Raw genomic sequence first — 14741 nt, forward strand, 5'->3', positions numbered from 1 at the left:
CCCAAGCTACCGCGCCCATCCTCGACTCTACCGAACCGGACATGCCGCAGCAGGCGCTGTATGTCCGTTGTCCAAAGCGGACGTCATTTGCTCGCAGCGAGTATTTCGCCTTTTGACCCAAGTCGGAAGTCGAGCACCCCATTTGCTGTGACCTACGAGGCCGCCACTCTGCCATCAGGCCGTGCTAAATTGCTCTCCTCGGGCTGAAAGGTGGCTCGATGAAGCGACGGCCCGGCATGACACTGCCAGCACGAAATTTCCAGCCGAGCTGCGAGCGCGCTACAGGAACTTATCGTTGCGGATGTGCCCTGGGAAACTTCGGGTGAAATGTGACCAAGGATCTCGATTTCTCACTTGCTGATCGCAAGGCCGAGCTTCTGCGCTGGCTAAGCGAGGACGGACGTTTTGCGCCCGATACCGCTGGGCTTCTTGAGATGCTCTGCGAGAAGCTCACCGTGCTCGGGGCGCCGATAGCCCGCGCCACAGTGCATGTCCGTACGCTGCATCCAGAATTCCGGGGAATATCGCGTATCTGGCGCCGTGGACAGAGTACCGAGTTCCGAACGTCGCGACACGGTATCGAGTCTACGTCGGATTACCAGAATAGCCCCCTTCAGTACGTTATCGAAACCGGACAGTGGCTTGATACTGTCCTTAGCGAAGCCACCGACCGGCGCTTCCCGATCCTCGCAACGCTGCGGGCGCAAGGCATTACCCATTACGTGATGGCGCCACTTATCTTTTCGAATCGGATCGTTAACGCGATATCGTGGGGAAGCGACGCTCCCAGCGGGTTTAGGGAAGCGGACGTTGAACTCTTTCGCTATCTAGTGCCGACCTTTGCGCCAGTTCTCGAAGTGACGGCGGGCCGGCGGATCTATGGTGAACTTCTTGCCACCTATGTAGGTCGAGATCCGTGCGCGCGGATTATGGCGGGCGCCGTCCAGCGCGGCAACGTCCACCACATCAAGGCGGCAATGCTGCTCGCCGACTTGCGTGGTTTCAGCCGACTGACAGATGAGCTTCCGGAGCAAAGAATCATTGAACTCCTAAATGCCTTCTTCGATCTGGTCGTCCCTGGCGTCATCGGCAGCGGAGGTGACATCCTGAAGTATATCGGTGATGCGGTCATCGCGATCTTTCCAGTCACCGGCGATGATCCGGCGCTGGCCTGTGAGTCGGCCCTGGTTGCAGCGCGGACAACGCTGGCTGCGCTCCAGGCTTCACCGCCCGAGGTCCAGCAGCATATTTCCATCGATATTGCTCTGCACTATGGTGATGCCGCATACGGCAATATTGGCTCTGGCAATCGCCTCGACTTCACCGCCGTCGGGCGCGACATCAACATCCTCAGCCGGCTGGAACTCCTCTGCAAGGATGTTGGCCGGCCACTGCTCATGACTGGTGCTTTTGCCGCAGAAGTTGCGGCACCGGTCTTTGAAATCGGCCATTTCGAATTGCGCGGCTTCCGTCAGCATCAGTCCTTGTACGGGTTGTACCAAGACGGCGAGGTGCCTGCTGCGCCCACGTGGACGGACGGCGCGTAGCAGGCTGTACGGACTGTTGGTGGTAAACTTCTGCTTTTGGCACTTTTCGGACGTGCCGGTCCGGGCTGACGATGTCTGCTGTTGAGGTAAAACGGACGTCCCGCGCGAGCCCCAACACTTCCGATTTTGACCCAGACTGTGTGAAAACCTGACCGATGCTATGATTCCCTTGCTGAATCGCGGGGGGATGATGAAGGGTTTCGTTCAAGGGGCGGATCGCCAGCAGACGACACTGTTACCGGAATGCCTTGATGATTGGGTGGACGAGAGCAATCCTGTTCGCGCGGTCGATGTGTTCGTCGATGCGCTGGAACTGCGCGAGCTGGGGTTCGATGGCGTCAACCCGGCGGCGACCGGCCGGCCCGCGTATCATCCTTCGGCGATGCTCAAGCTTTATATCTATGGCTATCTCAACCGGGTCCAATCGAGCCGGCGGCTGGAGCGTGAGGCTGGCCGCAATCTGGAAGTGATGTGGCTGACGGGACGGCTCGTTCCGGATCACAAAACCATCGCCGATTTCCGCAAAGACAACGGCCCCGCCATCAAGAAGGTCTGCGCGCAATTCGTTGCCTTGTGCCGCAAGATGGGTCTGCTGGCGAAAGCGAGCGTTGCGATCGACGGCAGCAAGTTCAAGGCGGTTAACTCGCGCGACAACAACTTCACGAAGGGAAAGATGGAGCGGCGTCTGGCGCAGATCGAGGAGAGCGTTGCGCGCTATCTGAGTCAACTTGACACAGCCGATCGCCAGACAGCTGCCGGTGAGGTGCCGTCGGAGGAGCTTGTGGCCAGGACCACGCGGCTCAAGGAGAAGCTGATCAAGCTCGAAGAGGAGGTCAAGCGCCTCAAAGCGATTGAGAAGGAGATGCTTGCCGCGCCCGATCAGCAGGTCTCCTTCACCGATCCTGATTCCCGCTCGATGGCGACCAGCGGGCGCGGCTCTGGGATGGTCGGCTATAACGTACAAGCGGCCGTCGATACGACGAACCATCTGATCGTCGCGCATGAGGTGACCAACGTCGGCACCGACAAGTCGCATCTTGCGAACATGGCCAACCAAGCGAAGGCGGCATTGGAGGCAGAAAACCTCGAAGCCTTCGCCGATCGCGGCTACTTCAAAGGCGAGGAGATCCTCGCATGCGAAGAGGCTGGCATCACGGTCACGCTGCCAAAACCGCAGACATCGGAGGCAAAGTCCGAAGGCCGCTTCGGCAAGCAGGATTTCCGCCATGTGGCCGAAGAGGACATTTACGTTTGTCCAGCCGGTGAGACGCTCATCCACCGCTTCGCGAACGAGGAAAATGGATTGGTCCTGCACCGCTATTGGAGTAACACGTGCCGGACCTGCGCGCTGAAGGCTCAGTGCACGAAGGGACCGCAACGCCGCATCACGCGTTGGGAACACGAGCACGTTGTCGATGCTGTGCAGGCCCGCCTGGACAAGAATCCGGACGCGATGCGTACTCGCCGCGAGACAGTCGAGCATCCGTTCGGCACGCTGAAGATGCGGATGGGGGCGACGCACTTTTTGATGAAGACGCTGCCCAAAGTGGCGACTGAGATGGCGCTGCACGTGCTCGCCTACAACCTCACGCGCGTGATGAACATCGTCGGTATCAAACCGTTCCTCGCAGCGATCCGGGCTTGAAGAGCGTGTCATGGTGCGCGCCGTGAGACCGCTAAGGTCGCTCAGCACCGCCCGAGGCTGCGCCCGGATTGACTCCAGACTCGATACAGCAAAAATAGGCTCAGCCGGTCGCGTCGAGGTCCGTCACGCCCGGTTGCTTGCAGTTATTGGGGTACGAAAAACGTTTCCACACGGCCTGGAGCCGAGGTTGTGCGAAAACTTAGCAAACGCTAGCCGTATCGCGGCAAGTCTGCCGTCAGGAGTACATCGGACAATCCTAGCAAGAGGCCCAATCGACGTGATTGAAGGGCAATCACGCCTGCGTGATGCCGAACAGCACCATAAGGAGCGCACAGAGAAAGGAGGGCGCAAGCCATGGCGAAGCGCAAAATTGAAGCCTATGAGGGCAGCGGCAATGTGTCCGCCTGATCGAGCTGCGCAGGCTCATCAAGGAACGTGGGCTGACGCAGGTGAAGGCGGCGAGAATTGTCGGTGTTTCGCAACCCAACCTGTCGCGGCTTCTCCACGGCGGCGGCTTTGGTGACTACTCGACCGAGCAGCTGTCGAAAATGCTCACCGCGTTCAACCAGGACATCGAAACCGTGATGCGGCGCAAAACAGGCGAACGAGGGCGCATCAGATTCACGCTGGTTGCTGCCTGATGGACGCAACGAAGCCCCCGCGCGGGCGCCGCAGGACGCGGCGCAGATAGCGGGGGTTCTTTCGCCCCGCGCGAGGTCGCGCTTTATGGCCGAACAAGGTGGGGGAGCGCGCTTCGCCCCGACTGTGGGATGCTCCGCAATTTCAAACGAATTGACATTGTTTCTTCATATAACTCGCTTTTGTGAAATTAGTACACTCGTTACGCTTTGCTCCCATCACTGAAGGGCTGGTCCTTTGGGGTGACGGAGAGAGAGCATGGTCAAACGTCAGATCGGTCTATTGGCTGCGGCGGTCATCGCCAGTTTAGCCATCAATCAAGAAGCTGTCGGACAGACGGCTTATTTGCAAAAGAGCAACTCCGACCATATGAAGGAGCTGGCCACCAAGCAATGCCCCGAAAGTGGTGAAGTCACGCTCGACTATTACGGTTTCATGGCTTTCATCATCACCAGCCCGTGCGGCCTGCGCGGCATGTTTGACCCGTGGAGAGATGCCCAGCCCGGACTTTACGACGAGAAGTCTGGTGGCACGACCGGGTGGGACAAGGTCACCTGGATGGAGCACAAGTTCCCGCGCCTTCTGATCGACCCCAAGCATTCGATGGTCGATTTCGCGGCATCAACGCACGCCCATTTCGATCATGACGGTCTTTACCAGTTCGACGCCGCAACCGTCTTGGATCGGATGATCGGCCAGTGGCAGATGGCTGATTTCAAAATCACCGGTCTTTCCGATGCGCACGCATGCGGCAGTGACGGCACTTGGCCGTGGAGTAAAACCGCGGTCGAATGGATTCACGATCCAACCTGCGCCAAGGACGGACCGATGGAAGACGACAACGTCGTCTACTACATGGAGATCGGCAAGAAAGACCCGATCCATATCGTTCACTGGGGCGACAACAAGTATGACCTAACCCCGGCGAACAAGGAGTTCTTCAAGACCCATCCGGTCGACGTTGTCATCCTTCCCCTCGACGATTCGGGCCACATCGTCACGCCGGGCCAGGTTCCCGACGTTGTCAAGCAGTTAAAGCCGAAGGTGATCATTCCCTCGCACTATTTCATCAAGGGAATCGTCAACCCATCCTACACTGTGCTTACGCCCGACAAATGGTTCGTCTCGCAAAAGCACAAGATGCTGACGGGTAAATCGCAGTTTAAGCTCACCCGCAAATGGCTTGACGACCTGAAGCTCGCAGACGGCGAGTTCCTGGCGCTATACTTCGAGGGCAACGTCGCGTTCCCGATCATCGACATCCCGGATGGTTGGGAAGACGCTCTCAAGTCGAGCCAAGACACCTTGGTTAAGTACAAGGCTTCGGCAAAATAACGCTCAAATGCGCACTTCCGTCCGAGGACGGGAGTGCGCATACTGTCTATCTCGAGGCATTGGCGCGACGTCCGCTGCCACACAATCCAGTTTGGTCCCACATCTTCGGGAGAACGATTGCTATGTCGACGACAGCTACGAGAATTCACCTGCTCGCGTTTTGCGGCTGGCTGCTGGCTGCGTCGGCCGCATCAGCTCGCGACCTCACCGTGGTCGCATGGGGCGGCAACACCCAAGATGCGCAGCGGCAAATCTACTTTCAAGCGTTTTCAAAGTCGATTGGCAAAGCTGTGCTTGAAGAGTCGTGGGATGGCGGCATTGGTGTCCTGCAAGCCAAGGTCAAGGCAGGAAGCCCCAATTGGGACGTGGTCCAGGTCGAGGCTGACGAACTCGCTTTGGGTTGCGACGATGGGCTGTTCGAAAAAATCGACTGGACATCGATAGGGCCCAAGACCGATTTCATCAAATCGGCCGTGAGTGATTGTGGTGTCGGCGCGTTCGTCTGGTCGACTGCGATCGCCTATGACGGCGCAAAATTGCCTCAAGGACCGCAATCATGGGCAGATTTCTGGGATGTCGCCAAGTTTCCGGGTAAGCGCGCTTTACGCAAAGGCCCAAAGTACACACTCGAATTCGCGCTGATGGCCGACGGTGTCGCACCGGAAAAGGTATACGAAGTTCTTTCGACGCCTGAAGGGGTTGCTCGCGCGTTTGCAAAGCTTGACAAGCTGCGGCCGAACCTCATCTGGTGGGAGTCGGGCGCTCAACCACTCCAACTTCTTGCGTCGGGCGAGGTTGTCATGACGGCTGCTTACAACGGACGCATCACAGGGATTAACAGGACCGAAGGGCGAAAGTTCAAAGTGGTATGGCCAGGAAGCATCTACGCGGTAGACAGCTGGGTCATCCTCAAAGGAGCCGAGAACCGTACCCTCGGCGAGAAGTTTATCGCATTCGCAAGCCAGCCCGATAACCTTGCAAAGCTCCCACGCTTCGTGGCTTACGGCCTCCCACGGCCCGCCGCGATGGAGCAGGTACCCGCCGAGTTGCAGGCCGATACCCCGACCGCTCCTGAAAACCTCAAAGGATCTATTCCGCTGAACGTCGAGTTCTGGATAGATAATTCGGAATCGCTGACCGCTAGGTTCAACGCCTGGCTCTCCAAATGACGCGACCATCACAAACCTATCAGTCAAGCGAGGAGGATGCGGTGCCGGCGCGTGATCTCAACCCTCCAAGGAAGCGATGACTGAAAAGATCCGCTTTGACAGCGTCAGCAAATCGTTCGGCAGCACCCGCGTAGTAAACGACCTAAGCCTCCGCATCCAAGCTGGTGAATTCGTCAGCCTGCTTGGCCCATCAGGGTCAGGCAAAACGACGTTGCTGATGATGTTGGCCGGATTCGAGCCGGTCACAACTGGCTCCATCCTTCTCGATGGTGAGAGGATCGATCATCTTCCGCCCTACAAACGCGGCCTCGGCGTCGTGTTTCAAAACTACGCCTTATTCCCGCACATGACCGTGGCATCCAACGTCGCCTTTCCACTCGACATGCGGTCGTTGAGCAAGTCTGAAATTTCTGCGCGAGTCCGCCGTGCGCTCGACATGGTCCAACTCTCGGCCATGGCGGATAGGAAGCCAAACCAACTGTCAGGAGGTCAGCAACAGCGTGTCGCGCTCGCGCGCGCATTGGTGTTTGAGCCCGGCGTCGTCTTGATGGACGAACCGCTGGGCGCTCTGGACAAACAACTCCGCGAGCAGATGCAACTGGATATCCGGGCCCTCCACCGCAGACTGGGACTCACGATCGTTTTCGTGACGCACGATCAATCTGAAGCTTTGACGATGTCGGACCGTATTGCCGTGTTCAATCGCGGCTCGATCGAGCAGATAGCGCCTCCGCGAGAGATCTACGAATTTCCGCAGACGACGTTCGTCGCCGACTTCATAGGCGAAACGAATATGCTGCGTGGCATCGTCAAAAGCCGTAGCGAAGGTAAGGCTAGCGTTCAACTAGCGGGCGGCATATCAATCGTTGTGGATTGTATCCCCGCCGTCGGGGCCGACCAGACCGTCTTGGTCTCGCTTCGGCCGGAGCGAATAAAGCTCGGCAGTCGGACGCTGCCGACGGGTGCGGCGAACCAGGTTTCTTGTCGTATTGCCGACGTGGTCTATCAGGGTGATCATCTCCGCTATGAGCTTGAAATTGGCGGCATGCGCTTGATCGCAAAGGGTGCGCCCAACGATTACGAAGCCGTGGAAAATGCATTGGCAGTCGCTTCGTTCGCGCCATCCGACTGCTGGCTGATATTGAAATGAGCTGGTTTCACAGCCGTCATTTTCGCGCCTTTGCGCTGATCGCGCCTTTGACGATTTTCCTGGGAATCTTCTTCGTCTGGCCTCTTGCCACGATTTTATACGAGTCCGTTTCCGACCAGGCGGTCTCCAGCGCACTACCGTTGACCAAGAAAGCCTCCGCTGACTGGCAGGCCGAGGAGGTCCCCGGCGCGAACCTGCGATCGAGTTTTGTCAGGGATTTGCGGGCCCTCGACGATCAACGTCTTGGAGACCTGATCAGGCGCCTCAACGCTGAGCAGCCCGGTTTCCGCACCTTGATGGGAAGGACCGCAGCAGCGATCCGCAATCAAGAAGGGGAAGTGGATCTTACGGCTGTCGATGTCCGATGGGGAAAGGTTGAATACTGGAAGACCGTCCACAACGCTCTCGCTCCTTACTCGGACAGGAATCTCCTCGGAGCGCTGGACCTGGTGCGTGGCCGGGACGGTTCGATCGTATCGGTCGCTGGCGGCGAGTCTGCCAACCGCGCCATCATGATCCGCACAATACTGATCGCGGGACTGGTGACGCTGGCCTGCATATTGATAGGGCTGCCGTACGCAATGGTGCTGGCAAGCGCAAGCGGATGGTTCAAGCAACTGCTCTTCGGCGCCGTGCTTCTGCCCTTGTGGACGTCCTTACTGGTTCGGACCGCCGCTTGGTATGTTTTGCTTCAAGACCGCGGGCTCATCAACGAATTCCTCATCCGCCTGGGCGTGATCAGCAGCCCACTTCCTCTCATGTTCAACCGGGTCGGGGTGGTGATTGCGATGACGCACGTGCTTCTGCCGTTCATGGTGCTTCCGATCTACAGCGTGCTCGTGACGATGCCGCCCAATCTGATGTTCGCCGCGGCCTCGCTTGGCGCCAGGCCCACCGTCGCGTTCCGTCGCGTACTCCTTCCGCTGAGCCTACGCGGAATAACCTCCGGCACTCTGCTCGTCTTCATGGCGGCGATCGGCTATTACATCACCCCGGCGCTCATCGGCGGGCCGAACGACCAGATGATCAGTTCGGTGATCGCCTTCTACGCGATGGGCTCGGCGAACTGGGGAATGGCCTCAGCTCTCGGTATTATCCTTCTAGCTGTGACGTTGATTTTATACGTCATTTACAGCCGTCTCTCGGACGATCCAGCAGCACCGGCGGTCTGATGATGTCTGCTAGCCGCCTAACAGCCCTTGCGATCGCCGCATTCCTCGTTGCCCCGCTGGTCGTCATTCTGCCGCTGGCTTTCACATCAAGCGTTTTCCTCAACTATCCAATCCCATCTTCGTCTCTGCGCTGGTTCAATGAGCTGGCCACCTCCGACGCCTGGCGTAGGTCGATCATAAACAGCCTCATTATTGGCGCCGGCACGTGTATCGTTGCAACGAGCCTCGGCACGCTGGCCGCACTGGGTTTGAGGACGCGGCCTGTCTATCGCGGATTCCTACGAGCTGCATTTTTGCTCCCGATGATCGTACCCGCAGTGGTTCTGGGTGTCGGAATGCAGATCGTGTTCGCGAAGGTTGGGCTCGCAAGCAGCTATCTCGGGGTCATCGTCGCGCATACCGTCGTGGCGGTACCGTTTGTCCTCGTTAGCGTCTCCGCATCATTGGAAGGTATTGACGGGCACGCAGAACGGGCCGCGGCAAGTTTGGGGGCCTCACCATCGGTCGTATTGCGAAGGATCACCCTGCCTCTTGCCTTGCCGGGCATATTGTCGGGCGCGGTGCTCGCGTTCGCGACGTCGTTGGACGAGGTCGTGCTGACTTTGTTCGTTGCCGGCCCAAATCAGCGTACTCTGGCGCGACAGATGTTCTCGACGATCCGAGAAAATATCAGTCCATCCATCGCGGCGGCTGCGTTCGTGATCATCATAGGCACGGTTGTGTTGATCCTCGGATTGAGCGCCGTGCGCAGGACTATACGCGGCTAGATCTTCGAGTTCGCGTCCCTGACGCATTCCTCGGTGCGGACTTTGCACCAGGTTTTTGCGTTAGAAGCCTCGTCAGCGGCTCGAGGTAGGGGCGCATTCTGCCTCCGGTAATTGTGGTCAGGACAAGGGCTCTCTTCACCGGCGTCGGCACAAGCGAACGCTGGGTAATCTCGTGGTCGTCGCACAGGCGGCGAATGTCCGGGGCGGGCAGGATGGCGAAGCCAATCCCTTTCTTGACGCATTCGGCGACAACCTCGACGCTGTCCAGGATCAAGGTTTTGGCAGGCCGTGGGTTCGACCCTCCCAAGTATTGTGCGATCAAGCGGCCGATGCCGGACACAGGCATGAAGTGGATGAAGGTCAGCTCGGACATGCAGCGATCGATGCTCCAACGCGCGCATGTCGCGGGTAGACAGAAAACGAGCTCTTCCTCTGCCAGGCTTATCGCCTGGAGGTTGCCCGGCAGGTCGTCGGTTTCCGTAATGACTGCGGCGTCCAACCGTCCCGAAGACACCATTTGCGCGAGCGGCTCCGATAGTCCTGTTTCGATGTGGAATCGTGCCAGGGGATGTTCTGACTTCGCTTTCGACAGAAACTCCGGCATGAGCCTTACGCTCGCTGTAGGGATGAAGCCGATGCGGAATTCCCCCGCTAGAGCATCCGTTGATTTACATGTGTTCAGAATATCGTTGTGAGCTTGCAGTGCGACCTGTGCCTTATCGGCGACGACCTTGCCGATCGGGGTCAGGAGCGGCGGCCGAAAGGATCGGTCGAAGAGGGAGACCCCCAGTTCTTGCTCCAACATCTTCATCTGCATGCTCACTGCTGATGATGTCATGTTGAGACGGTTAGCGGTCTCGATGAAAGACCCATTTTTTCGGATCGCGACCAGCGTCTGCAGGGCCCGGATATTCATAAACTCAAATCCTCTGACTTTAATGGCAACATAAACTAAGTTGCCTGCAACCTCCAATTTGTTAGCTTTTGTCGACTGAAGCGCAAGCGTGCCGTGTGGATCCCAACCAATGGCCGCGGCTCGGTCCACGCATGCCGGTATGACGGCTCTCGACAGCAAGGTGAGGCGGCCGATGGATAATCGCGAAATCGCTGCGCGGCAAGCGAAGGCAATTTCCCGAGGCATTGCCACCAACCCGCAGCTCTACGCGAAGAAGGCCGAGAACGCAGAGCTCTGGGATGTCGAAGGACGTCGATTCATCGACTTCGCGGCAGGTATCGCTGTTGTCAACACGGGACACCGACATCCCAGGGTGATTGAAGCTGTCAAAGCGCAGTTGGATTGCTTCACGCATACGTGTCAGCACGTCGTGCCCTATGAGCACTCGGTCACGCTGGCGGAACGCTTGAACCGGATTGTGCCGGGCGATTTCCTGAAAAAGACGATGTTCGTCACGACCGGCGCTGAGGCCATCGAGAACTCAATAAAAATCGCGCGTCGGGCGACAGGCAGATCGGCAGTGGTGGCCTTCACCAATGCGTTTCACGGCCGGACATTCATGGGAATGGCGCTCACGGGGAAGATATCCCGCTACAAAGCGGGCTTCGGAGCGATGCCCGGCGACGTCTTCCACGCGATGTTTCCTTGTCCACTTCACGGAATCTCAATGGAGCAAACGCTGCAAAGTCTCGATCTGCTGTTCAAATCCGACATTGACCCGAACTGGGTTGCTGCCATTCTCGTCGAGCCTGTGCAGGGGGAGGGGGGCTTCTACGAGGCACCTGCGCGCTTCATCAGGGAGCTCCGCAGAATTTGCGATGAGTATGGGATCATCCTCATTGCTGATGAAGTCCAAACCGGTTTCGCGAGAACCGGGAAGATGTTCGCCATGGAATATCACGGCGGGGTCGCCGACCTGACAGCCATGGCAAAAGGCCTCGCAGGGGGCTTTCCGCTCGCCGCGGTAACCGGTCGTGCTGACTTGATGGATGCACCCGATCCGGGAAGCATCGGCGGCACGTATGGCGGGAGTCCGATCGGCATCGCGGCTGCAAATGCAGTTCTTGATGTGATCGAAGAAGAGCAACTATGCGACCGGGCACTTCGCTTGGGAAACCGTCTTAAGCAACGTCTGGAAGCCATCAGGTCGGAGACACCGGACATCGTGGATGTCCGCGGCCCGGGCTTCATGAATGCTATCGAATTCAACGATCGCAAGACAGGACTGCCCAGCCCCGACCTTGCCGCTGCGGTCAAGAACGAGGCGTTCGTCAACGGACTGCTCGTCCTGACGTGCGGCGGCTACGGCAATGTCATCCGCTTCCTTGCGCCCCTTACGATCCAGGATGGCGTGCTGACAGAGGGTTTGGACCTGCTCGAACGCTCTATCCGCAAGGTGATCCCGGGTTGATGAGAGCAAGCGCGAAACCGTGCTAGGCCGCAACGACGCAACTCAACCGATCGCATCATGTTGGAGCGCTCTCAAGAGAGAGTTCAAGGCAGCAACTTCAATAGCGTTGAAGTTAAGCCCGAAAAATATTCGTTTGCTCCTGATCGACATCAAATGGAATTCCTGTCGGAAAATTCGTAGCCAATCGAGGAACGCGCAATGGACATGAGGCTCTCGCCCGATCAACTGAAGCTGCAGCGTGCCGCTCGGGAACTGGCGGAATCGGAGTTCGCCTCAAGGGCGGCTGAGGTCGATCGTACTGAATCATATCCGTTCAACAACGTCGCCGTGCTCACCTCGGCTGGCTTCATGGGTTATACGATCCCCAAGCAATACGGGGGACGCGGAGGAAGCTTCTTTGAGGCAGCCCTGATCATTGAAGAGATGGCCCGCGTATGCGGCGCGACCGGTCGCATCACGGTCGAGGCCAATATGGGCGCCATCTCGGCCGTCATGCAGTATGGTACCGATAAACAGAAGCGGTTAGCCGCAGACCTAGTGTTGACCGGCGATAAACCAGCGATCTGCATAACCGAGCCGGGTGCCGGCTCGGCCGCCACGGAAATGACGACACGTGCCGACAAACGCGGCTCCGTCTATGTCATTAACGGCAAGAAGCACTGGATCACGGGAGGTGGAGTATCCAAGCTTCACCTGATTTTTGCTCGCGCATTCGACGAAGGGGGAGTGGAGCAGGGTATCGGCGGTTTCATCGCTCTCGCTGGCGAGCCTGGTCTGATAGTCGGCAAGCGCGAGCCAGCGATGGGCCTTCGTGGCATTCCTGAGACCGAAATCATCTTCCAGGACCTGGAGGTCAAGGAAGAGATGCTGGTTCTTCCGCCGCGTGGCCTGCAGCGCGGTTTCGCCGATCTCATCAACGCCTACAATAGTCAGCGTGTCGGCGCGGGTACGGTTGCGCTGGGGATTGCGCAGGGAGCCTTCGAGAAAGCCTTGAGCTTCGCCAAGGAGCGTGAGCAGTTCGGCCGACCGATCGCTGAATTCCAAGGTCTGCAATGGATGTTGGCAGATATGTCGGTGAGCCTCAATGCAGCCCGCCTTTCTCTGCACCAAGCGGCGCTCAGCGCGAACCCATTCCCCGACCCGCTGCTAGCCGCGCAGGCGAAAATCATCGCCTCCGAAACGGCGAACAATGTCACGAACCAGGCGCTTCAAATCTACGGTTCGCGCGGCTACTCGCGGAATGTTCCGATGGAACGCGCCGTGCGCGATGCCCGGATGTTCACGATCGCCGGGGGTACGGCCCAAGTGCTTCGGACGCTCGTGGCATCACGTATCCTCGACATGAAGCTTCCGCAGACCCGCGACGGGTATGTCGCTGTCAAAAACGCTGCACGCAAAGCCGCAGAGTGAGATCGCTCTGAGGTTAAGGCCTTAAGCTCAGCTGTCCTCTCCAGCTGGTCCGCGGAGTCCGGTCCTCTCTCCGCAACTGCTCGGTATGCCCCACGCATACCGAGCGGCTTTTCAGTCAGTCCATCTAGGTTTGATCGGTTGCTTGGTCTGTCGACGGAGATTGCGGGTGGATCCGACTGGGACGTTAAAGAAGCCCCTCGCGGGTATGCGCGTGATTGAGCTCGGCGAACTGATCGCTGGTCCATTTGTAGGGACACTTCTCGCCGACAACGGCGCAGAAGTCATCAAGGTTGAACGGCCCGGCAGGGGCGATGTACTCCGCCAGTTCGGTCCGCTCGTCGATGGCACAAGCGCGTTTTGGCAAGTGAACAGCCGCAACAAGAAGTCGGTTGTGCTGGACATCACGAGGGACGGCGGGTCTTCTGCGCTAAAAGCGTTGATCGGGCTTAGCGACGTCTTGATCGACAGCATGCGGCCGGGTGTTCTTGATCAGCGCGGATTGGACGACGCCACGCTGCGGACGCTCAATCCAAACCTGGTCATCGTCCACGTATCGGCGTTCGGCCGTAGCGGCCCGAATGCGTCACGCGGAGGTTACGATCCTGTTGCACAGGGGTTTTGCGGCCTCAGCAACCTGACCGGCGATCGGGGTGGACCACCGATGCGGGCGGGGGGCGCAATTCCCGTTTGTGATTTCATGACCGGACTGCTGGGCGCCTTCGGTGCCGTCCTCGCGCTGCTTCAGCGGAAATCCGGGGTTGTGTCGATCCCTGCTGTTGACGTTGCGCTCTACGACGTCGCTTTCAGAATGATCGCGCCTCTGATCGCCTACTACGAAGCAACCGGGACGGAGTGGCAGCGAGACGGAAACCACAGCCTTGGCGGCGCGCCGACCGGCCACTTCATGACCGCCGACGAGAAATGGATTTGCTTGTCGGTGCAGAACGACGAGCAGTTCGCGAGATGTGCAAGGCTGGTTGGCCGTCCGCAATGGACTGCCGACCCAAGGTTTGAGACGCTCCCTGGCCGAACTGCGCATCGGGACGAAATCGAGGCGTGGGTTTCTGAATGGATTAAGACCAGACCCAGGTCGGAAGCTCTCGCGTCTATCGAGGCGGCGGGCTTGGGCGTTGGTCCCATTCAATCGATCGGCGACATGTCGAAGGATCCACATCTAGCGGTGAGGGATCTGACGGATGTCGATGATCCCATTCTGGGCAAGGTCAGGATGCCTCAGACGCTTCCTGTCGTTTCGGGTGGCGCCGAACACAACACGGCTGCGCCCATGCTGGGCGAGCATACGCATCAGGTCCTATCGGAACTGCTGGGCTACTCGGACGGGATGATCGCCGCAGTCGGCAATCCGGCAGCGCAATAAGGCGCGACCGGCGGCTGACCTGTCGTCGGCTGTGGGGCCCACAGCTGAACACGGGATCGTTTACACGAAAGACCTTGTCGCGCGGCGCGGCTGTCCCGAGCGGTAGGCCAACGAAAAAGAGCCTCCAATGAAGGGGGTTCTCGGACTTTCGCACCTTGCAAGT

At 58.6% G+C, this 14741-nt stretch carries 12 protein-coding genes; 11 read left to right on the forward strand and 1 reads right to left on the reverse strand.

Annotated elements, in window-relative coordinates; translation table 11 throughout:
* The first annotated feature begins 329 nt into the window (after positions 1-329).
* The 8 genes from B5525_RS19960 (at position 330) to B5525_RS19995 (ending at position 9424) form a co-directional block, all read left to right on the forward strand.
* Complete coding sequence (locus B5525_RS19960) at positions 330-1547, forward strand: adenylate/guanylate cyclase domain-containing protein (RefSeq protein WP_079567530.1); 1218 nt, start codon at positions 330-332, stop codon at positions 1545-1547.
* A gap of 190 nt (positions 1548-1737) precedes the next feature.
* Positions 1738-3192, forward strand: a complete 1455-nt coding sequence (locus B5525_RS19965) for an IS1182 family transposase (protein ID WP_079573580.1) — start codon at positions 1738-1740, stop codon at positions 3190-3192.
* A 449-nt stretch (positions 3193-3641) separates the two neighbouring features.
* Positions 3642-3833, forward strand: a complete 192-nt coding sequence (locus tag B5525_RS19970; protein WP_244567965.1) for a helix-turn-helix domain-containing protein — start codon at positions 3642-3644, stop codon at positions 3831-3833.
* 256 nt (positions 3834-4089) lie between these two features.
* Entirely contained in the window at positions 4090-5166 is a 1077-nt protein-coding gene (locus B5525_RS19975) for an MBL fold metallo-hydrolase (RefSeq protein WP_079567532.1), read from the forward strand.
* Between the two features lie 122 nt (positions 5167-5288).
* A complete protein-coding gene (locus B5525_RS19980; protein ID WP_079567533.1) occupies positions 5289-6335 on the forward strand; it encodes an ABC transporter substrate-binding protein in 1047 nt (348 codons plus the stop codon).
* 76 nt (positions 6336-6411) lie between these two features.
* A complete protein-coding gene (locus tag B5525_RS19985; protein ID WP_079567534.1) occupies positions 6412-7485 on the forward strand; it encodes an ABC transporter ATP-binding protein in 1074 nt (357 codons plus the stop codon).
* Positions 7482-8657 carry an ABC transporter permease gene (locus B5525_RS19990; protein ID WP_079567535.1) on the forward strand — a complete coding sequence of 392 codons (1176 nt, stop codon included), beginning with the start codon at positions 7482-7484 and terminating at the stop codon, positions 8655-8657. The genes B5525_RS19985 and B5525_RS19990 overlap by 4 nt, the downstream gene beginning before the upstream one ends.
* Positions 8657-9424 carry an ABC transporter permease gene (locus tag B5525_RS19995; protein WP_154073328.1) on the forward strand — a complete coding sequence of 256 codons (768 nt, stop codon included), beginning with the start codon at positions 8657-8659 and terminating at the stop codon, positions 9422-9424. The genes B5525_RS19990 and B5525_RS19995 overlap by 1 nt, the downstream gene beginning before the upstream one ends.
* On the opposite strand, the gene B5525_RS44110 is transcribed toward B5525_RS19995, so the two are convergent.
* Positions 9411-10340, reverse strand: coding sequence for a LysR family transcriptional regulator (locus B5525_RS44110; RefSeq protein ID WP_172899933.1), 930 nt, complete (start codon positions 10338-10340; stop codon positions 9411-9413). The genes B5525_RS19995 and B5525_RS44110 overlap by 14 nt on opposite strands.
* Before the next feature lie 172 nt (positions 10341-10512).
* On the opposite strand from B5525_RS44110, the gene B5525_RS20010 reads away from it, so the two are divergent.
* From B5525_RS20010 to B5525_RS20020, 3 genes are all read left to right on the forward strand, one after another.
* Positions 10513-11790, forward strand: a complete 1278-nt coding sequence (locus B5525_RS20010) for a 4-aminobutyrate--2-oxoglutarate transaminase (RefSeq protein ID WP_079573584.1) — start codon at positions 10513-10515, stop codon at positions 11788-11790.
* A gap of 198 nt (positions 11791-11988) precedes the next feature.
* A complete protein-coding gene (acdA, locus tag B5525_RS20015) occupies positions 11989-13200 on the forward strand; it encodes a 3-sulfinopropanoyl-CoA desulfinase (RefSeq protein WP_079567537.1) in 1212 nt (403 codons plus the stop codon).
* A 166-nt stretch (positions 13201-13366) separates the two neighbouring features.
* Positions 13367-14578 carry a CaiB/BaiF CoA transferase family protein gene (locus B5525_RS20020; protein ID WP_172899934.1) on the forward strand — a complete coding sequence of 404 codons (1212 nt, stop codon included), beginning with the start codon at positions 13367-13369 and terminating at the stop codon, positions 14576-14578.
* The last annotated feature ends 163 nt before the right edge of the window (positions 14579-14741 follow it).

Origin of the sequence: Bradyrhizobium erythrophlei (assembly GCF_900129505.1) — a bacterium.
In the GTDB taxonomy this organism is placed as follows: Bacteria; Pseudomonadota; Alphaproteobacteria; order Rhizobiales; family Xanthobacteraceae; genus Bradyrhizobium; species Bradyrhizobium erythrophlei_D.

Bases quoted from the DNA above. Each gene is read 5' to 3' on its own strand.
- B5525_RS19975 (WP_079567532.1), top strand. From the start codon at position 4,090: ATGGTCAAACGTCAGATCGGTCTATTGGCTGCGGCGGTCATCGCCAGT.
- B5525_RS19980 (WP_079567533.1), top strand. From the start codon at position 5,289: ATGTCGACGACAGCTACGAGAATTCACCTGCTCGCGTTTTGCGGCTGG.
- B5525_RS19995 (WP_154073328.1), top strand. From the start codon at position 8,657: ATGATGTCTGCTAGCCGCCTAACAGCCCTTGCGATCGCCGCATTCCTC.
- acdA (WP_079567537.1), top strand. From the start codon at position 11,989: ATGGACATGAGGCTCTCGCCCGATCAACTGAAGCTGCAGCGTGCCGCT.
- B5525_RS19985 (WP_079567534.1), top strand. From the start codon at position 6,412: ATGACTGAAAAGATCCGCTTTGACAGCGTCAGCAAATCGTTCGGCAGC.
- B5525_RS19965 (WP_079573580.1), top strand. From the start codon at position 1,738: ATGAAGGGTTTCGTTCAAGGGGCGGATCGCCAGCAGACGACACTGTTA.
- B5525_RS44110 (WP_172899933.1), bottom strand. From the start codon at position 10,340: ATGAATATCCGGGCCCTGCAGACGCTGGTCGCGATCCGAAAAAATGGG.
- B5525_RS20010 (WP_079573584.1), top strand. From the start codon at position 10,513: ATGGATAATCGCGAAATCGCTGCGCGGCAAGCGAAGGCAATTTCCCGA.
- B5525_RS19990 (WP_079567535.1), top strand. From the start codon at position 7,482: ATGAGCTGGTTTCACAGCCGTCATTTTCGCGCCTTTGCGCTGATCGCG.